The 18,444-nt window shown below is 72.3% G+C and carries 19 protein-coding genes; 5 read left to right on the top strand and 14 right to left on the bottom strand.

The genetic code is table 11. From position 1 onward, the window contains the following. Positions 1 to 97 precede the first annotated feature (97 nt). A complete protein-coding gene (gene era / locus ACZ63F_RS14085) occupies positions 98 to 1,066 on the bottom strand; it encodes a GTPase Era (protein WP_469710894.1) in 969 nt (322 codons plus the stop codon). A 143-nt stretch (positions 1,067 to 1,209) separates the two neighbouring features. Here era and ACZ63F_RS14080 point away from each other — a divergent pair, with 143 nt between their 5' ends. Together ACZ63F_RS14080 and ACZ63F_RS14075 are read left to right on the top strand one after the other, a co-directional pair. Continuing rightward, positions 1,210 to 2,520 carry an ammonium transporter gene (locus ACZ63F_RS14080; RefSeq protein WP_469710892.1) on the top strand — a complete coding sequence of 437 codons (1,311 nt, stop codon included), beginning with the start codon at positions 1,210 to 1,212 and terminating at the stop codon, positions 2,518 to 2,520. Further along, complete coding sequence (locus ACZ63F_RS14075; RefSeq protein ID WP_093503192.1) at positions 2,517 to 2,855, top strand: P-II family nitrogen regulator; 339 nt, start codon at positions 2,517 to 2,519, stop codon at positions 2,853 to 2,855. The genes ACZ63F_RS14080 and ACZ63F_RS14075 overlap by 4 nt, the downstream gene beginning before the upstream one ends. On the opposite strand, the gene ACZ63F_RS14070 is transcribed toward ACZ63F_RS14075, so the two are convergent. From ACZ63F_RS14070 to ACZ63F_RS14035, 8 genes are all read right to left on the bottom strand, one after another. Further along, positions 2,749 to 3,813: a DUF916 domain-containing protein gene (locus ACZ63F_RS14070; protein ID WP_469710890.1), complete on the bottom strand. Its 1,065-nt coding sequence runs from the start codon at positions 3,811 to 3,813 to the stop codon at positions 2,749 to 2,751. The two genes, ACZ63F_RS14075 and ACZ63F_RS14070, sit on opposite strands and share 107 nt — an antisense overlap. A 95-nt stretch (positions 3,814 to 3,908) precedes the next feature. After that, entirely contained in the window at positions 3,909 to 5,243 is a 1,335-nt protein-coding gene (locus ACZ63F_RS14065) for a beta-xylosidase (RefSeq protein ID WP_469710888.1), read from the bottom strand. A gap of 155 nt (positions 5,244 to 5,398) precedes the next feature. Beyond that, positions 5,399 to 5,869, bottom strand: coding sequence for a hypothetical protein (locus tag ACZ63F_RS14060; RefSeq protein WP_469710886.1), 471 nt, complete (start codon positions 5,867 to 5,869; stop codon positions 5,399 to 5,401). Between the two features lie 438 nt (positions 5,870 to 6,307). Further along, a complete protein-coding gene (locus tag ACZ63F_RS14055; protein WP_469710884.1) occupies positions 6,308 to 6,658 on the bottom strand; it encodes a cytidine deaminase in 351 nt (116 codons plus the stop codon). Positions 6,659 to 6,701: 43 nt separating this feature from the next. Beyond that, the gene (locus tag ACZ63F_RS14050; RefSeq protein ID WP_469710881.1) at positions 6,702 to 7,061 is read right to left on the bottom strand and encodes an MmcQ/YjbR family DNA-binding protein; all 360 of its coding nucleotides are present in this window, start codon (positions 7,059 to 7,061) and stop codon (positions 6,702 to 6,704) included. Next, positions 7,058 to 8,359, bottom strand: coding sequence for a hemolysin family protein (locus tag ACZ63F_RS14045; RefSeq protein WP_469710879.1), 1,302 nt, complete (start codon positions 8,357 to 8,359; stop codon positions 7,058 to 7,060). Before ACZ63F_RS14045 ends, ACZ63F_RS14050 begins: the two co-directional genes overlap by 4 nt. Before the next feature lie 19 nt (positions 8,360 to 8,378). Continuing rightward, positions 8,379 to 8,876: an rRNA maturation RNase YbeY gene (ybeY, locus tag ACZ63F_RS14040; protein WP_351954969.1), complete on the bottom strand. Its 498-nt coding sequence runs from the start codon at positions 8,874 to 8,876 to the stop codon at positions 8,379 to 8,381. A 14-nt stretch (positions 8,877 to 8,890) separates the two neighbouring features. Further along, the gene (locus tag ACZ63F_RS14035) at positions 8,891 to 9,958 is read right to left on the bottom strand and encodes a PhoH family protein (RefSeq protein ID WP_469710876.1); all 1,068 of its coding nucleotides are present in this window, start codon (positions 9,956 to 9,958) and stop codon (positions 8,891 to 8,893) included. Between the two features lie 251 nt (positions 9,959 to 10,209). Between ACZ63F_RS14035 and ACZ63F_RS14030 the strand changes: the two genes are divergently transcribed. Beyond that, positions 10,210 to 10,899, top strand: coding sequence for an FAD binding domain-containing protein (locus ACZ63F_RS14030; protein WP_469710873.1), 690 nt, complete (start codon positions 10,210 to 10,212; stop codon positions 10,897 to 10,899). A gap of 599 nt (positions 10,900 to 11,498) precedes the next feature. On the opposite strand, the gene ACZ63F_RS14025 is transcribed toward ACZ63F_RS14030, so the two are convergent. Both ACZ63F_RS14025 and ACZ63F_RS14020 read right to left on the bottom strand, forming a co-directional pair. After that, entirely contained in the window at positions 11,499 to 12,674 is a 1,176-nt protein-coding gene (locus ACZ63F_RS14025) for a carbohydrate kinase family protein (protein WP_469710871.1), read from the bottom strand. Positions 12,675 to 12,811: 137 nt separating this feature from the next. After that, entirely contained in the window at positions 12,812 to 13,762 is a 951-nt protein-coding gene (locus tag ACZ63F_RS14020; protein WP_469710869.1) for a 5-dehydro-4-deoxyglucarate dehydratase, read from the bottom strand. 109 nt (positions 13,763 to 13,871) lie between these two features. On the opposite strand from ACZ63F_RS14020, the gene ACZ63F_RS14015 reads away from it, so the two are divergent. Both ACZ63F_RS14015 and ACZ63F_RS14010 read left to right on the top strand, forming a co-directional pair. Next, on the top strand, positions 13,872 to 14,651 hold the full coding sequence (locus tag ACZ63F_RS14015; RefSeq protein ID WP_469710867.1) for an IclR family transcriptional regulator: 780 nt from the start codon (positions 13,872 to 13,874) through the stop codon (positions 14,649 to 14,651). A gap of 283 nt (positions 14,652 to 14,934) precedes the next feature. After that, positions 14,935 to 16,125, top strand: coding sequence for an MFS transporter (locus tag ACZ63F_RS14010; RefSeq protein WP_469710865.1), 1,191 nt, complete (start codon positions 14,935 to 14,937; stop codon positions 16,123 to 16,125). A gap of 6 nt (positions 16,126 to 16,131) precedes the next feature. On the opposite strand, the gene ACZ63F_RS14005 is transcribed toward ACZ63F_RS14010, so the two are convergent. The 3 genes from ACZ63F_RS14005 to ACZ63F_RS13995 are packed head-to-tail and all read right to left on the bottom strand — an operon-like array spanning position 16,132 to position 18,431. Beyond that, on the bottom strand, positions 16,132 to 17,136 hold the full coding sequence (locus tag ACZ63F_RS14005; RefSeq protein WP_469710863.1) for an adenosine deaminase: 1,005 nt from the start codon (positions 17,134 to 17,136) through the stop codon (positions 16,132 to 16,134). A 20-nt stretch (positions 17,137 to 17,156) separates the two neighbouring features. Next, positions 17,157 to 18,071, bottom strand: coding sequence for a ribonuclease Z (locus ACZ63F_RS14000; RefSeq protein WP_469710862.1), 915 nt, complete (start codon positions 18,069 to 18,071; stop codon positions 17,157 to 17,159). 6 nt (positions 18,072 to 18,077) lie between these two features. Next, a complete protein-coding gene (locus tag ACZ63F_RS13995) occupies positions 18,078 to 18,431 on the bottom strand; it encodes a histidine triad nucleotide-binding protein (RefSeq protein ID WP_352362083.1) in 354 nt (117 codons plus the stop codon). Between the last annotated feature and the right edge of the window lie 13 nt (positions 18,432 to 18,444).

Here is an 18,444-nt window from a genome sequence, read left to right as displayed (position 1 = left end):
GCGCAGGTGTGTACCTGTTCAGACCGGTGGCCGTCCGGAAGGTTGTACGCAGGGGGCAGTCCATCGCGGCGCGGGGGCAACTCCCGGCGCCGCCTCCTCAGAACCCCAGCCGCCGCAGCTGCTTCGGGTCCCGCTGCCAGTCCTTGGCGACCTTCACGTGCAGGTCCAGGAAGACAGGGGTGCCGAGCAGGGCCTCGATCTGCTTGCGGCTCTTGATGCCGACGTCCTTCAGGCGCTTGCCCTTGGGGCCGATGATGATGCCCTTCTGGCTGGGGCGCTCGATGAAAAGGTTGGCGTGGATGTCCAGGAGGGGCTTGTCGGCGGGGCGGTCCTCGCGCGGGAGCATCTCCTCGACGACGACGGCGATGGAGTGCGGCAGCTCGTCGCGGACGCCCTCCAGGGCCGCCTCGCGGATCAGCTCGGCGATCATGACCTGTTCGGGCTCGTCGGTGAGGTCGCCCTCGGGGTAGAGCGCCGGGCCCTCGGGCAGCAGCGGGACGAGGAGGTCGGCCAGCAGGTTCACCTGCTTGTCGCCGACCGCGGAGACCGGCACGATCTCGGCCCACTCGAAGCCCAGTTCCTTGCCGAGCTGGTCGATGGCGATCAGCTGCTCGGCGAGGGTCTTGGAGTCGACCAGGTCGGTCTTGGTGACGATCGCGACCTTCGGGGTCTTGCGGATCCCGGCCAGCTCCTTGGCGATGAAGCGGTCGCCGGGGCCGATCTTCTCGTTCGCCGGGAGACAGAAGCCGATCACGTCCACCTCGGCCCAGGTGGTGCGGACGACGTCGTTGAGGCGCTCGCCGAGCAGGGTGCGCGGCTTGTGCAGGCCGGGGGTGTCGACCAGGATCAGCTGGGCGTCCTCCCGGTGCACGATGCCGCGTACCGTGTGCCGCGTCGTCTGCGGCTGGTTCGCGGTGATCGCCACCTTCTGCCCGACCAGAGCGTTCGTGAGGGTGGACTTGCCCGCGTTGGGGCGGCCCACGAAACAGGCGAAGCCCGCCCGGTGGACGGCCTCCGACGATTCCGACGGCTCGGTTGACTGGCTGCGAACGCTCATGGCCCCCATTCTCCCTGATCGTCGGGGCGCCGCCGCACCGTGAGATTTCGGTAACCCCGGCGCAACGAAACGTCACGGAAACACAGCCGTACGCAACCGGAAACGGGGACCGGTGACCCTCTGACGAGCCCCGACCGACGTTGGAGACGCCCGTGTACCTGTCCGCCGCGCACGCCGACACCGGTGACACCGCCTGGCTGCTCGCCGCGACCGCCCTGGTCCTGCTGATGACCCCGGGCCTGGCCCTGTTCTACGGCGGCATGGTCCGCACGAAGAGCGTCCTCAACATGCTGATGATGAGCTTCGTGTCGATCGCCCTGGTGACGGTGGTGTGGCTGGCGGGCGGCTACTCGCTCGCCTTCGGCGACGACCTCGGGGCCGGTCTCCTCGGGGACCTCGCCCACGCGGGCATGAGCGGCCTCGGCCCGGACAGCGTCCAGGGCACCGTCCCGACCCTCCTCTTCGCCACCTTCCAGCTCACCTTCGCGATCATCACGGCCGCTCTGATCAGCGGAGCCATCGCGGACCGGGCGAAATTCGGGGCCTGGCTGGTCTTCGTACCGGTCTGGGCGCTGCTCGTATACGTTCCCGTCGCGCACTGGGTGTGGGGCCCGGGTGGCTGGATCGCGCACCGCCTCGGCGCCCTCGACTTCGCGGGCGGCCTGCCCGTCGAGATCACCTCCGGCGCCTCCGGTCTCGCCCTCTGCCTGGTCCTCGGCCCCCGGCTCGGCTTCAAGAAGGACGCCATGCGGCCGCACAACCTGCCGATGGTGATCCTCGGCGCCGGCCTGCTGTGGTTCGGCTGGTTCGGCTTCAACGCGGGCAGCGCGCTCGGCGCCAACGGCCTGGCCGCCGCCGTCTTCCTGAACACCCTCGCCGCGGGCTGCACCGGCCTGCTGGGCTGGCTCTTCGTCGAGCAGAAGCGCGACGGCCACCCGACCACCCTGGGCGCGGCCTCCGGCGCGGTCGCCGGCCTGGTCGCCATCACCCCGTCCTGCGGCTCGGTCTCCCTGCTCGGCGCCCTCGTCGTCGGCCTCGCCGCGGGCGTGGTCTGCTCGTACGCGGTGGGCTGGAAGTTCAGGCTGGACTACGACGACTCCCTCGACGTCGTCGGCGTTCACCTGGTCGGCGGAATCATCGGCACCCTGCTGATCGGCCTGTTCGCCGAGAAGGCCATGACCGGCGGCGCCGAGGGCCTCTTCTACGGCGGCGGCCCCGCCCAGCTCGGCAAGCAGGCGGTGGCGGTCGTGGCCGTCGCGGCGTACGCGTTCGCCGCGACGTACGGCATCGGCAAGCTGCTCGACAAGGCGATGGGCTTCCGGGCGGCCGAGGACCAGGAGCACACCGGCCTGGACCTTACGGTGCACGCCGAGACCGCTTACGATCACGGGGTCCTGGGCCACGGCGCCCCGGTCGCCCACTCCGTCCTCCCCACCGCCCAGAAGGTCAAGAGCCAGCCATGAAGCTCATCACCGCGATCGTGAAGCCCTACCGCCTCGACGCGGTGAAGACCGCGCTCCAGGAGCTCGGCGTGCACGGCCTGACCGTGACCGAGGCCAGCGGCTACGGCAGGCAGCACGGCCACACCGAGGTCTACCGGGGCGCCGAGTACCGCGTCGACCTGGTCCCCAAGGTCCGCATCGAGGTGGTCGTCGAGGACGCCGACGCCGAGCCCGCGATCGAGGCGATCGTCAAGGCCGCGCAGACGGGGAAGATCGGGGACGGGAAGGTGTGGGCGCTGCCGGTGGAGACGGTCGTACGGGTGCGGACGGGCGAACGCGGCCCCGACGCCCTCTGAACCACCCGGCGAACGGTCTGCGGCCCCTGCGGCGCGACCGGGCGAACAGCGCGCCGGCCGCCGCCCCGGCGGCGAACACCACGGCCAGGACCAGCCACGGCAGGGCGAGGAACGACGCGCTCGCCGACTGCCTGGTGCCGGTCGCGCTGGCCGTGACCGTCACGTTGCCCCAGTCCAGCTGGGGCGCGTCCCGCCAGCGCGCGGTGAGCGCGGCCCGCTCCCCCGGCAGCAGCTCGGACGGGACCCCGGTGAGGTCGCGGCTGAGCAGCGTCCGGCCGAACAGGCCCTCGGCACGCAGCCGCACCTTCGGGTCCAGGGTGACGTTCCCGGTGTTGTGCAGGGTGTAGGAGATGGTCGCCGTGCTGGCGCCGAGGCCGGGCACGAGCGGCTGATGGTGGCTGATGTGCACGTTCTCGACGGCGAGGGCCGGGAGCGTCGGCCCGCTCACCCGCAGGTAGACCCGCGCGCCGACCGCCCGCTGCACGCCGAGCGCCAGGGAACCGGCGCCCGGATCGACCTTCTCGTCCAGCGCGACGATCGCCCCGGGATGGTCACCGGGCTCGGCGCCCTTCGGCACGTGCAGGGTGAACGGCACGGTGACCGTCCTGTGCGGCGGGACGGTGACCCGCGCCTTCCCGATCCGGGCCCAGGCCCCCACCCCCCGCATCTTCTCCTTGACCGTCCGCACGGCGAAGCCGCCGTCCCGCGCGGTGTTGTAGGCGTCGGCCGCGTACAGCCGGAAGGTCAGCGGCTCGCCGGTCTTGTTCGCGACGGCCACCTTGTCGGTGATCGCCTGCCCGGGGTCGAGGGAGAGGTAGAAGTACGGCCGCGCCGCGATCTTCGAGGCGACCGGGTAGACGGACCAGCTTCCGTTGTCGGCGGCGCGCGCGGGACCCGCCGTGCACAGGACGCCGAGGATCAGGCTCAGGAGGAGGACATACGGCTTGACGCGACGCATGGGTGCGGACCCCCGGTCGGAAGCGGGACGGACGGCGACCGGGTCTCTCGTTCCTCGAAAGCCCGGCCGCCACAAGGGAGTTGACCTCAGCCGGCTCAGGTGAGCGTCAGGGTCAGGACCCCGGAGTACGACCCCGGGGGCGTGAACGCCGGCACGTCCATGGAGAGTCCGGCGCCGACCGTGAACTCACCGCCGGTGAGCGTGGCGTCCGGCGTCGAGGCGAGGGTCGCCCCGGAGCTGCCGACGGTGCCCGCCGAACCGGCCGCACAGGTGCTGGGGCTGCCCGCCTTGGTCGCGCAGCTCGGCGTCCAGCTCAGCTTCCCGGCGTCGATCTTGGCGCCGGGACCGGTGAAGTCGGTGACCTTGCCGGTGAGCGACCAGCCGGCCGGCCCGCCACGGAAGTCCTTGACGGTGACGGTCTGCAGGCTGCCCGTGGACGCCCCGCCCTGCCCGAAGTCGACCGCCGACAGCGCGACGGAGTCCCCGGCCTGGGACATGGACAGGGTCCCCGCCTTGACGGTGGTGGTCAGCTTCTGGCTGCCCGGCGGCACCGGCGTGGTGTCGTTGACGACGTAGGCGGCGGGTCCCGCCCCCGTGCCGTCGCTCCACGCGCTCCCCTCGTACGCCACGATCCCGGTCGTCGTCCTGTCGTTGACGACGAGGGGAGCGCTGAAGGAACCGTCGGAGCCCGCGGTGGCCGTCGCCGTGTCGGCGGTCTGGCTGCTCCCGGACCGCCCGGCCAGGGTCACGGCGGCCCCTGGCGTGAAGTTCCGCCCGCTGACGGTCACGCTGTCACCAGGGTTCCCGGAGGCCGAACTCAGGCTGATGGCACGGTTGTTGACCGGAGTGGTCGAGGTCGCCGTGACGGTCTCCGACACCGGGGCGGGCGGGTTGGTGACCGTGCACGGGGTGTCCAGCTCCAGGATGTAGCTGGTGTGGATGTTGTAGTCGCCGGGCGAGAGGGTGATGGCACCCGGCGAGGTCACGGTGAACGTGCCCGTCATGGAGAACGACGGGAAGGTCCCGTACCCGGGTACCGGATCGTTCTTCTTCGGCCCGGTCACCGTCACGTCCCCGGTCTGCGCGCCGCCCAGCGTCACCTTCCCGGTCGGCGTCATGATGTCGGCCGGCAGGGCGAGGGCGGTGGGGTTGTTGGCGGCGGGCGTGACCACGGTGTAGGTCACGGTGACCGTGTCGCCGACCTTGGGGCTGGTGTTGTCCACCGAGACGGCGGCGGTGGTGGTGCCGTCGATCGGCGGGAGGCCCGCGACGGCGGGCGGGATGCAGTGCGTGGCGAAGTCGACGTTCGTCCCGGCGGCACCGGCCGGACAGGCCAGCGCGCCGCCCGCCGTGACCGCGAGGGCGGTCGCCCCGAACAGTGAGATCCAGCGCCACCGTCGGGATCTTCGTGATCTTGGGGGTGAACCCATGGAAGCCCCCTCCTGAGGGTTGCGGGCGCAGCGGCTCCTCTGCGCCGACAGGGGGCCATTGATGTGGAGGCCGCGTGAGAAGTCAATGGAGATGCCGCAGAAACCTGACGGTTCATCAGCTTCTGCGGCATCCGGAACGAACCCGTCGGCCGGGCTCAGTCCATGACGAACGGTCCGGGCGACTGGGCGGCGCTCGACGTACAGGTGACGGTGATGCCGAAGATGACCATCTTCAGCGAGCCGCCGTGGAAGTCGAGGCTGTCGCCCGAGGCCACGGTGCCGGGGAGCGGGCCGACGGTGACCGGGTCGCCGGCGGCCATGGCCGGGTTCACGGTCCCGCTGAACACGCGGGCGCTGCCGGTGGAGTTGGCCATGGTGAGCGTGGAGGTGATCGAGTTCGCCGACAGGGCGAGCGGGGCGGTGATCGCGCTGGAGGTGAGGGTGATGGTGGACGAGGTACCGCTCTGGGTCGCGGTGAGCGTGGCCGAGCCGCCGCCGAAGATGCCGCAGCTGGCGGTGACGGTGGCGGTGGTCGGGGTGACGGCGGCGGCCGAGGGCGCGAAGGCCAGCGCCGTGACGGCGAGGGCCCCCGCCGCGAGTGCCGCACCGGTGGCTGTTCGTTTCATGGGGATCGGGCTCCCTTCCCGTTGCGTGGGAATGCCATGTGGGGATGGCGACCCCGGTCCGGGTGGGTGCGGACACACCGCGGGGCCGAATCTGACGGTCCGTCGGAACGTACGGTCCCATTGATACGCCAGCGACACAGACCGACAAGGTTGAAATCTGGCCGACTCGGGGTGCGGCGAAGAGGGGTGGCTCGGCGACGTGGGCGAGTGCGGGCGCACGGGGGGTTGCTCGCGCAGTTCCCCGCGCCCGTTCAGGTGGGACCAGCACAGGCGCGCCACAAAGGGGCGCGGGGAACGGCGCGACCAGCCACACACCACCCGCACTCGCCCCCACACCTGAGCCACCCTCGGTCAACCAGCCCCCGCCCCTCCCCCGACGGAGTCAGAGAAGACCTCGCTTCTCAGCGGAGCGAGTCGGGTGGGCGGGTGGGCCAAGGACTAGGCAGGGACGGTGAGCCACACCTCCCCGTCGGCCCCCGCGAGCAGCACCGGCGTCCCCGGCCCCCCGAGATCCCGCACCGCCGCCAGATCCTCCGCCGAAACCCCGTCGGCCCCGGAAACCACCGCCGCCGCCTCGAGCGACTCCGCCCCCGACGCCACCGCCATCGCCACCGCCGTCCGCAGCGCGCTCAGCTTCAGCGAGGCCAGCTCCACGGTCCCCGCCACATACGTACGGCCCGTGGAGTCCCGCACGGCCGCCCCCTCGGGCACCCCGTTGCGGGCCCGGGCCGAGCGGGCCAGGGTGACGATCTTGCGGTCCTCGGCATCGAGCGCGTTGCTGTCGGTCATGCCCCGAGCATACGAACCCCGCGCTTGACTCGGTCAACCCGGCTCACGGCCGGTCCAGCCGCAGCCGCTCCGCTCTCGGCAGGCCGGCGACGACGAGGTCGTACGAGTCCTCGATCAGCTCCTTCACGAGCCGGTCGGGGAGGCCGCCGTCCACGGTCACGGTGTTCCAGTGCCGCTTGTTCATGTGATAGCCGGGCGCGATCAGCCCCTCGTGGTCGGTGCGCAGCCGCACCGCGTCATCGGGGTCGCACTTGAGGTTGACCTTGAGAGGCTTCGCGTCCATCCAGCTCAGCGCGAACATCTTGCCGAGCACCTTGAAGACCGAGATGTCCGGGTTGAAGGGGAAGTCCTCCTCGGCCGCGTTGAAGGAGAGGCAGAAGGCGCGGAGCCGGTCCGGGGTCACTCGGGGTCGTCCTCCGCGGTGTCGGGTACCGGCACCGGCTCCACCAGTACCGTCACGATCTTGTTGCGGCGGCCGGCGGCCGATTCGGCGGTGAGGGCCAGCCTGCGGCCGTCGGGGAGTTCGACCTGGGCGGACGCGCCGGCGATCGGCACCCTGCCGAGGGCCTTCGCGAGCAGGCCGCCGACGGTCTCCACGTCCTCGTCGTCGTACTCCTCCAGGCCGTACAGCTCGCCGAGGTCGGTGATGTCGAGGCGGGCGGTGACCCGGTAGCGGTCGTCGCCGAGGTCGGTGACGGGCGGGAGTTCACGGTCGTACTCGTCGGTGATCTCGCCGACGATCTCCTCCAGGATGTCCTCGATGGTGACGATCCCGGCCGTGCCGCCGTACTCGTCGATGACGACGGCGACGTGGTTGCGTTCCTTCTGCATCTCGCGCAGCAGGTCGCCGGCGTTCTTGGTGTCGGGCACGAAGAACGCGGGCCGCATCGCGGTGGAGACCAGGTCGGACTCGGACTCCCGGCTGATGTGCGTCTTGCGGACCAGGTCCTTGAGATACACGATGCCGACGATGTCGTCCTCGCTCTCCCCGGTGACCGGGATGCGCGAGAAACCCGAGCGCAGGGCGAGGGTCAGGGCCTGGCGGATGGTCTTGTACCGCTCGATGACGACGAGGTCGGTGCGCGGGACCATGACCTCCCGCACCAGGGTGTCGCCGAGCTCGAAGACCGAGTGCACCATGCGGCGCTCCTCGTCCTCGATCAGTGACTCCTTCTCGGCGAGGTCGACCAGCGCCCGCAGTTCGGCCTCGGAGGCGAACGGGCCGCGCCTGAAGCCCTTGCCGGGGGTGAGCGCGTTGCCGATGAGGATGAGGAGGTACGGGACCGGGCCCATGATCCGGGCGAGCGGCAGCAGCACGTACGCGGCGGCCGTCGCCGTGTTCAGCGGGTGCTGGCGGCCGATGGTGCGCGGGGAGACGCCGACGGCGACGTACGACACGAGCACCATCACGCCGATCGCGACGAGCAGCGCCTGCCAGGTGGCGGGGAACTCCTGGAGGCAGGCGTAGGTGACCAGGGCCGCGGCCGCCATCTCGCAGGCGACGCGGACCAGCAGCGCCACGTTGAGGTAGCGGGTGGGGTCGGCGGCGACCTGGGCGAGCTTGGCGCTGCCGCGCCGCCCGGACTTCACCGCCTCCTCGGCCCGGAAGCTGGAGACGCGGGCGATGCCGGCCTCGGCGCAGGCGGCCAGCCAGGCGACGACGACCAGCGCGACCGCGCCGAGGACGATCTGCGGACTCATACGACGACGACCCGCCCGGCTACGAGACCGTCGGCGCCGGCGAGGGCCCGGTCAGGCCCCGCTCCCCGCGCCAGCCGTCCACGATGGCCGCCTGCAGGCCGAACATCTCGGCCTTCTCGTCGGGCTCCTCGTGGTCGTAGCCGAGCAGGTGCAGCACGCCGTGGACGGTGAGCAGCTGGAGCTCCTCGTCCATGGAGTGCTGGGTCTCGGCCTCGGCCCCCTGCTTGGCGGCGACCTCCGGGCAGAGCACGATGTCGCCGAGCAGCCCCTGCGGCGGCTCGTCCTCGTCCTTCGACGGCGGCCGCAGCTCGTCCATCGGGAAGGACATGACGTCCGTCGGACCCGGCAGGTCCATCCACTGGATGTGCAACTGCTCCATGGCGTCGGCGTCCACGACGATCACCGAGAGCTCGGAGAGCGGGTGGATGCGCATCCGTGCGAGCGCGTAGCGGGCGATGTCGAGGATCGCCTGCTCGTCGACCTCGGTTCCGGACTCGTTGTTGACGTCGATCGACATGGCGCTGTGCTTGTCTACTTCCCCTTGTGCGCGGACTTCGGACGGCCGCCCTTGTGCGTGCCGTTCTCGGTGCCGTGCGAGCTGTCGTACTTCTCGTACGCGTCGACGATACGGCCCACCAGCTTGTGCCGTACGACATCGTGGGACGTCAGCCGGGAGAAGTGCACGTCGTCCACGCCGTCCAGGATGTCCTGCACCTGGCGCAGACCGGACTTGGTGCCGTTGGGCAGGTCGACCTGCGTCACGTCACCGGTGATCACGATCTTCGAGTCGAAACCGAGCCGGGTGAGGAACATCTTCATCTGCTCGGGGGAGGTGTTCTGGGCCTCGTCGAGGATGATGAAGGCGTCGTTGAGCGTGCGGCCGCGCATGTACGCCAGCGGCGCGACCTCGATGGTCCCGGCCGCCATCAGGCGCGGGATCGAGTCGGGGTCGAGCATGTCGTGCAGCGCGTCGTACAGCGGGCGCAGGTACGGGTCGATCTTCTCGTAGAGCGTGCCCGGCAGGAAGCCGAGCCGCTCGCCCGCCTCGACCGCAGGCCGGGTCAGGATGATGCGGTTGACCTGCTTGGACTGCAGGGCCTGCACCGCCTTGGCCATGGCCAGGTAGGTCTTGCCGGTGCCCGCGGGCCCGATGCCGAAGACGATCGTGTGCTTGTCGATCGCGTCGACGTACCGCTTCTGGTTGAGGGTCTTGGGGCGGATGGTGCGGCCGCGCGAGGACAGGATGTTCTGCGTCAGAACCTGGGCCGGGGTCTCCTCCGGTCCCTCCCCGTTCTCGCTCGCCCGCAGCATGGCGATCGAGCGTTCCACTGCGTCCTCCGTCATCGGCTGCCCGGTGCGGAGCACCAGCATCATCTCGTCGAACATGCGCTGTATGAGGGCGACTTCACGGGCATCGCCGACCGCGCTGATCTCATTGCCCCGGACGTGGATGTCGGCCGCCGGGAAGGCCTTCTCGATCACGCGCAGCAGGGCGTCGCCGGATCCCAGCACGGTGACCATGGGGTGCTGGGCGGGAACCTCGAACTGAGCTCGGGCCTGCTGCTGCGCGGGAGTGTGAGCTGTGGGTGTCTGAGTCATGGGCCGGCGCTTAAGGCCTGCGGTTCCTCCTCGTCACGGCCGCGTAGCTGAGGGCGGCCTCGCGGTATCAAGCGTACGACGCGGGGCCGACAACGCCGTAGGGCTTTTCACAGCGGGAGGCGCCCCCGGTGCGGCCGTGAGCCCTGCATGCGCTCCCGCACGCCGGGGCAGGATCGGGCCGTCACTGCCCTCGCGTGGCCGGGGGGCCGCGTCCGCTCCACGCCACCTGTCCGTACAGAAAGCAGGTAGCCGTGCTGCTGCGACTGCCCACGTCGGTGTCCGAGGCCCGCGACTGTCTGGCCGAGGGGGCGATACCCGTCGGCGGAGCGACCCTGGTGTGGGCCGCGTGGCAGCGGGACGGCTTCCCGGAACAGGCGGTGTCCCTGCGGAAGGTACCGGAGGCGACGGCGATGGGGAACGGGGTGCTCGGGGGCGCGGTGCTCCTGCACCAGGTGGACGACCGGGTTCCGGAGGTGCTGCGGCAGGCCGCGAAGGGCGTCGGAACGGGGGCGGTGCGCCGGGCGGCGACGGTCGGCGGGAACGTCGCCGGGTCCACCCTGCGGGACCTGCTGCCGGCGGCGCTGGTGCTGGACGCGTGGGCCGAGGTGCTCACGGCGGACGGGGTGTACGAGGTGGACCTCGCCGAGGTGCAGGCCAAGTCTCCGGTGCTGCTTGCGCTGCGCTGGCGGGAGCCGGTGCAGGGGGCGTACGCGAAGGTGGCGGACCCGGCGGGCGGCGAGGTCCCGACCATCGTGGCGGCTGCGGTGGACACGGAGGGTGTGCTGCGGGTCGCGGTGCGGGAGGGGTACGCGGTGAGCAGCGGGGGTGTGGGGGCCGACGGGGGCGGGGTGGAGGAGCTGTTCGCCGGGGCGCTGTCCGGGGTGTCGGAGGCGGCACGGTCGCTGGTGCGGCAGCAGGTCACCAAGGTGCGGGGAGAGTAGGCCGGGGTTGTGCCGGTTCCGTCGTCGGGTGCGGGACGAGCAGACCGGGGCAGTGCGGTCTCGTCGTCGAGTGCGGGACGAGCAGACCGGGGCAGTGCGGTCTCGTCGTCGAGTGCGGGACGAGCAGACCGGGGTAGTGCGGTCTCGTCGTCGAGTGCGGGACAGCAGACCCGGGCGGTGCGGTCTCATCGTCGGGTGCGGGACAGCAGACCCGGGCGGTGCGGTCTCATCGTCGGGTGCGGGACAGCAGACCGGGGCGGTGCGGTCTCATCGTCGGGTGCGGGACAGCAGACCGGGGCAGTGCGGTCTCATCGTCGGGTGCGGGACGAGCAGACCGGGGCAGTGCGGTCTCGTCGTCGGCCGCGGCCCGGTGGGGGCTTGTCGCGCAGTTCCCCGCGCCCCTTACGGGGCGCTGCCCAGCTGCGTCCTGCGGACCCGCGGGCGGGATGCCGGCCCCTCAGCTACTCAGCTACTCAGCTGCGGGCAGTCGTGCCGCTGGGGCGGCACGGGTGGGCGCAGCGGCACCCCGCCCACGCGGGCGAGTGAAACCCCCCGTCCCCGGCCCCAGCGCACCCGCACCCGCACCCGCACCCGCACCGTCATCCCGTCCGTCCGAACCCGATCGTCGGTACCGCCCTCCGCAGAGGCCACGGCCGTACCTGGTCCTCCTCCGGTACCAGGCCCTCCAGGAACGCGTACCGGCGCAGGGCGGCCGGGTCCTGTCCCGGCACCGACTGCACCTTGCGCCACCACGCCCCGATCTCCGACCATCCGGGAGCGGACAGCGAACCGCCGAACTCCTGGACGGACAGGGCCGCCGTGAGGCCCGCGAAGGCGAGGCGGTCGGCGAGCGGCCAGTCGGCGAGGGTGCCGGTGACGAAGCCGGCGACGAAGACGTCCCCCGCGCCGGTCGGGTCGAGGGCCTCCACGGCGATCGCCGGGACCTCCGCGGACTCGCCGGTACGCCCGTCGACGGCGTAGGCGCCCTCCGACCCGAGGGTGACGACGGCGAGCGGCACGTACTCGGTGAGAGCGTGCGCGGCGGCCCGCGGGCAGTCCGCGCCGGTGTACCGCCGGGCCTCCTCCGCGTTGGGCAGGAACGCCTCGCAGTGTTCGAGGTCGGCGAGCCCGGCCAGGTCCCACGCACCGGTGTCGTCCCAGCCGACGTCGGCGAAGATCCGGGTCCCCTCGGCGGCCGCCCTGGCGATCCAGGGGTTGCGTTTGCCGGGTGTGAGGGAGGCTACGGCGGCGCGTGCACGGGCGGGGTGGCCCGGTGCGTTCTGCTGGCGGAACAGCAGGTCCGCGGGGGGCTCGTGGCCGTGCGAGACCATGGTCCGCTCCCCCTCGTACGCCATGGAGACGGTGACCGGCGAGTGCCAGCCGGGCACGGTCCGGGACGGGGAGAGGTCGATGCCCTCGCCCTGGGCGAGCGCGTCCCAGCAGTACTCGCCGTAGTGGTCGTCGCCGAAGGCGGCCGCGAGGGAGGTCTTCAGGCCGAGGCGGGCGAGGGCGGTGGCCATGTTGGCGACGCCGCCGGGACTGGAGCCCATGCCGCGGGCCCAGGACTCGGTGCCGCGCACCGGCGCGCTGTCGAGGCCGGTGAAGACGATGTCGAGGAAGACGGTGCCGGTGAGGTAGACGTCCCAGGGCGGATCGCCGGGTGTGCGCAGGGCGGCCAGCGGGTCGACCTGCGCGGCGCAGTGCGGTGTGGCTTCTCCCCTGTCGTCGTCGAGGTACTCCGGTTCCTCTCCGGCGAACGCGTTGGACGCGGTCACGGTGCGCTCCCTGACGTGGTGCGGTTCCGGCCAGTGTGCACCATGTCACGGGAGCGGCGGCCGCTCTCGCCGTACGTCCGCCCGGTCGGGCGGCGGCTACCGGCGGGGCACCGCGGGTCAGCCGGTGAGGGTGGGGTTCAGCGGGACGCTCCCACGAGGCCGAGGCCGGCGTCGAGCAGGGCGCCGAGATCGGCCAGGTCCGCGGCGCACGGGTCGGTGAGCGGAGCGCGCACGGGACCCACCGGCAGACCGCGCAGCCGGGCCGCCGCCTTCACCAGCGACACCGCGTATCCGGGCGTCCGGTCGCGCAGTTCGACGAACGGCACGTAGAAGTCGCGCAGCAGCTTGTCGACGGTGCCCTGGTCACCGCCCTGGAGGGCGGCGAAGAAGGCGTCGGCGATCTCCGGGGCGAACGCGTGCACGGCGGAGGAGTACGCGGGGACGCCGACCGTCGCATACGCGCGGGCCTGGATCTCGGCGGTGGCGGCGCCGTTGAAGAAGAGGAAGCCGTCGGGGGCGGCGAGGGTCAGCCGCTGGAGCCGGTCGAGGTCGCTGTGCCCGTCCTTGAGGCCGATGACACCGGGGATGCGCGCGATCCGCGCCAACGACCCGGCGGTGTACGCGACCTGGCCGCGCTGGTAGACGACGAGCGGCAGCCCGGTCCGGCCCGCGATGGCCTCGACCTGTGCGACCAGCCCGTCTTGCGGGGCGGCGACGAGGTAGTGCGGCAGCACGAGCAGGGCGTCCGCCCCCGCCTCCTCCGCGACGCGCGCGAACCGGACGGCCTGCGCCCAGCCGTACCCGACCCCGGCGACCACGGGCACCCGCCCGCCGGCCTCCTCGACCGCCGCGGTCACGACCTGCCGGTACTCCTCCTCGTCCAGCGAGAAGAACTCCCCGGTCCCGCAGGCCGGGAAGAGGGCGCCGGGCCCGGCGGCCAGCTGCCCGGCCACGTACGCGCGGAACCCGTCCACGTCGAGGGACCCGTCGGCACGGAACGAGGTGAGCGGGAACGACAGCACCCCGTGCGCCATGCCGTCCCGCAGCCTCCGTACCACCTGCTCCGGCCGTACGCCCACCGCACCCATTTCTTCATCTCCCCATGTAGACATCATCCACGTATGAAGACAGAGACTAGATATGCGAACGCCCCCCGTCAACGGCGCACCCCTCCCTGCGCCCCCATACGATCTGCACATGTCCGAGACAGCAGGGGTCCGCGAGGTGAAGTCCGCGGCGCGCACCGTGGAGCTGCTGGAGCTCCTCGCCGCCCGCGGTGACCGCCCGGCCCGCCTCCAGGAACTGGCGGACGGCCTCGGCGTCCCGCGCAGCTCGATGTACGCCCTCCTCCAGACGCTGATCGCCCGCGGCTGGGTGCGCACCGACACCACCGGTTCCCTCTACGGCATCGGCATCCGCACCCTGCTGACCGGAACCAGCTACCTGGACTCCGACCCGCGGGTCCGCCTCGTACGCCCCTACCTCGACGAGGCCTCCGAAGCGCTCGGCGAGACGATCCACCTGGGCCGCCTGGACGGCCCGGACGTGGCGTACCTGGCGACCCGGGAGTCCCACGAGTACCTGCGCACGATCAGCCGCGTGGGCCGCCGCCTCCCGGCCTACGCGGGCGCGCTCGGCAAGGCGCTGCTGGCGGAACGCCCGGACGCCGGCCTCCCCGCGGGCCCCTACCGGTCCCTCACCCCCCACACCCACACCACCCCGGACACCCTCGCCGCCGACCTGGCCGCGATCCGCGCCCGCGGCTACTCGATCGACCGCGAGGAAAGCGTCCTCGGCATCACCGGCTACGGCTTCGCCCTGCGCTACGACGCCCCGGCCCAGGACGCGATCAGCTGCTCCGTACCGGTCACCCGCCTGACGCCGGAGCACGAGGACCAGATCGTGGGCGTGATGCAGGAAATCCGCATCCGCATCGAGTCGGCGACAACGGGCGGCACCGTCAACTGGCGCCGGTAGCGCCCCTCAGGGGCGCTGGGGGTACCCCCAGCCGAAGGCTGGGGGAGGAACTGCGCAGGCAACCACCACCGGTCCGCACCTGCCACTCCACGGAACCCCCATGGCGCACGGCGCTGCTACCCCCTCCCCCGCACCCGAAACCCCACCGTGCCCCACATCACACCCCCCACCCTTCTGCTCCCCCTCCCCACTTGATACAAATTGCCCGCGCGTTCCTGTCCCTCGACGGCCTGCGCCCAACCCCCTTCCTGCACCGCTCCTTTCGCATGCCCTGGGAACGCCCGTGTCCGCCCCCCGCACCACCACCTGGCCCCTCGTCGCCCTTTTCACGGCCGGGTACCTGGCCCCCTACCTCCTGCCGACCACCGTCGGCCGGCTCGCGTCGGGGCTCCCCCTCTCCGCCACGCAGGCAGGCGCCGTCGGCAGTGCCCTGCTGCTGAGTTCGGCGACGGCCGGCTTCCTGCTCGCGTCCCGGGTCGACCGCCTCGGCCCCCGCACGCTCGCCCGCCTGGGCCTCCTCCTCGCGCTCCTCGGCTACGGCGGCGCCGCCCTGACCGCCGCCGTCCCCGCGGTCGTCGCCGGCGCGGTCGTCGGCGGGTTCGGCTCCGGCACGCTCACCGCCGTCGCCGCCACCGGCATCGCCGCGCACAGGGACCCCCACCGGACCACCACCCTCGGCCTGCTCGGCGTCTCCGCCCTCGCGGGTGCCGTCTATCTGACGGTCCCGCACCTCGGCCCCGGCCACGCGCAGCCCCTCGCCGCGCTCGCGCTCACGGCGCTCGCGGTCTGGCCGTTCACCGCCCGGCTGTCCCCCCGCACCGCCCCGGCCCTGCCGCGCGCCGCCGCCGGCTCCCGGCTCCCCCACCTCCGCTCGGGCCTGCTGCTGGCCGCCGCGATGCCGTGCTGGTCGGCCGCGCAGAACTCGCTGTGGGGGGTCAGCGGCCGGATCGGCCTGTCGCAGGCGCACCTCGGCGAGGCCACCGTCGGCGCGGTGTTCGCGGTGGCGCTCGGCACCGGTCTGCTCGGGGTGGTCGGCGCGGGTGCCCTCGGCCCGCGGCTCGGCCAGGCGCTGCCGGTCGGTCTGGGCACCGTGCTGATCGCGGGCTGTATCGCGCTCAGCGCGTCCGCGACCGACCTGACGTCGTTCGCGTCCGGCGAGATCGCCTGGAACCTGCTCTACCCGGTCGTCCTGTCGTACGTCCTCGGGCTGGCCGCCGCCCTCGACCCGCGGGGCCGCTGGGCGGTGCTGGTCGGGTCGGCGTCGTCGCTGGGGACGGCCGTCGGCCCGGTGACCGGCAGCCTGCTGGCCGCGCGGGCCGGTTTCCCGGCGATGGGGGCGGTCCTCGCGGTGGGGCTGCTGGCGGTCGCGGTGCCGCTGACGGCGGTGGCGCTGCGGCGCAGGACCACCACCGTCGCGACGGGCCCGGCGCTCACCGAGGGGACGACGCCGGTCCGGCTCGACGTCGCGGCCTAGGCGCCCCTAGCCGTGGGCCGGGCCGAACTCGAAGGCGTCCACCTCCGCGAGGTAGCGCGCCCGCAGTTCCTCGTCGTCGTCGAGGAAGGACGCGAGGAAGGAGTTGCGGGCCAGTCCCCGCATCTGCTCCCTGGACAGGCCCAGGGCCTCGCGCACGGCGTGGTAGTTGTCGGCGACGTAACCGCCGAAGTAGGCCGGGTCGTCGGAGTTGACCGTGCACAGCAGCCCGGCGTCGATCATGGCCGGAAGCGGGTGGTCGGCGAGCACGTCGACCGCGCGCAGCCGGACGTTCGACAGCGGGCACAGCGTCAGCGGGATCCGCTCCCGCACCAGACGCTCCACCAGCTGCGGATCCTCCAGGCAGCGCAGCCCGTGGTCGACGCGTTCGACGCCGAGCACGTCCAGCGCCTCGGTGATGTACTCCGGCGGCCCCTCCTCACCCGCGTGGGCCACCCGCCGCAGCCCCAGCGCGGCCGCCGCCTGGTACACCTCGCGGAACTTGGCCGGCGGATGCCCGACCTCGGCGGAGTCCAGCCCGATGCCGGTGATCCGGTCCAGGTACGGCTTCGCGGCCTCCAGCGTCGCCATCGCCGACTCGGCGGACTCGTCCCGCAGGAAGCACATGATGAGGCGGGTGGAGATCCCGTGGCTGTCGACACTGCGGCCGAGCGCCCGCCACAGGCCCTCGACGACCGTCCCCATGTCCACGCCGCGCGCGAGGTGCGCCTGCGGGTCGAAGAAGATCTCGGCGTGCCGCACACCCTGCGCGGCGGCCCGTGACAGGTAGGCGTCGGCGAGGTCGTCGAAGTCCTGCTCGGTGCGCAGGACGGTCATGAGCTCGTAGTAGAGGTTCAGGAAGGACTGCAGGTCCTCGAACCGGTAGGCCTTGCGGAGCGCTTCGGTGTCCGCGTACGGCAGTTCGACGCCGTTGCGCGCGGCCAGCAGGAACGCCAGCTCGGGCTCCAGGGTGCCTTCGATGTGGAGGTGCAGTTCTGCTTTCGGGAGGGGCATCAAAGCATCGTACGGCCGCTTCACCTGCGCTTCGGGACCGGCACTCGGAGCAGGTCGTGGGCGATGGTCAGCTCGCCCTCGTAGCCGGCGGCCCGCGCCTGCCGTTCGAAGCTATCGGGGCCGTCGGGTTCGGAGTAGCGCTGGCTGAAGTGGGTCAGCACCAGGTGCCGTACGCCCGCGTCGCGTGCGACGGCCGCCGCCTGTCCGGCGGTCAGGTGGCCGTGGTCCACGGCGAGCCGTTCGTCCTCGTCGAGGAAGGTCGACTCGATGACGAGCAGGTCGCAGCCCTCGGCGAGGGCGTGCACGCCGTCGCAGAGGCGGGTGTCCATGACGAACGCGAACCGCTGGCCGCGCCGCACCTCGCTGACCTCGTCGAGCGTGACGTCCCCGAGGACGCCCTCGCGCTGGATCCGCCCGACGTCGGGGCCCGTGATGCCGTACGCGGCGAGCCGTTCGGGCAGCATGCGGCGGCCGTCGGGTTCGGTGAGCCGGTAGCCGTAGGACTCGACGGGGTGGGAGAGCCTGCGGGCCTGGAGCGTGTAGGCGGGGGTGACCGCGAGGTCGCCGTCCGCGTCGACCGGGGCCTCGGTGATGCCGACGGTCTCGCGGTAGGCGGTGGCGTACCGGAGCCGGTCGAAGAAGCGCTGCCCGGACCTCGGGTAGTGGGCGGTGACCGGGTGCGGGACCTGGTCGAGGTTGATGCGCTGGATGACGCCGGCGAGGCCGAGGCAGTGGTCGCCGTGGAAGTGGGTGACGCAGATCCGGTTCAGGTCGTGGGCGGCGGCCCCGGCCCGCAGCATCTGCCGCTGGGTGCCCTCGCCGGGGTCGAAGAGGATGCCCTCGCCGTCCCAGCGCAGCAGGTAGCCGTTGTGGTTGCGGTGCCGGGTGGGGACCTGGCTGGCGGTGCCGAGCACCACCAGCTCACGGACGGACATGAGGGGTCACCCGGGCGGCCACTGCAGGCCGCGGCCGCCGATGACGTGGGCGTGGGCGTGCCAGACGGTCTGGCCGGCGCCGCTGCCGGTGTTGAAGACGAGGCGGTAGCTCTCCAGCTTGTCCTCGTCGGCGACGGCCTGCGCCTCACGCAGTATGTCGGCGGCGACGGCGGGTTCGCCCGCGGCGAGCTCGGCCGCGTTCCTGTAGTGGACCCTGGGAATCACCAGGACATGGGTGGGCGCCTGGGGGTTGATGTCCCGGAAGGCGACGGTGGTGTCCGTCTCCCGGACGATCGTCGCGGGGACGTGGCCTGCGACGATCTTGCAGAACAGGCAGTCGTCCTGGGGTTCCCCTGCCACGTTTTCTCCTCGA

Source organism: Streptomyces sp. NPDC104761, from assembly GCF_055583445.1.
Note: the sequence above shows the minus strand (reverse complement) of the source record. Positions and strands in the feature narration are given on the sequence as shown.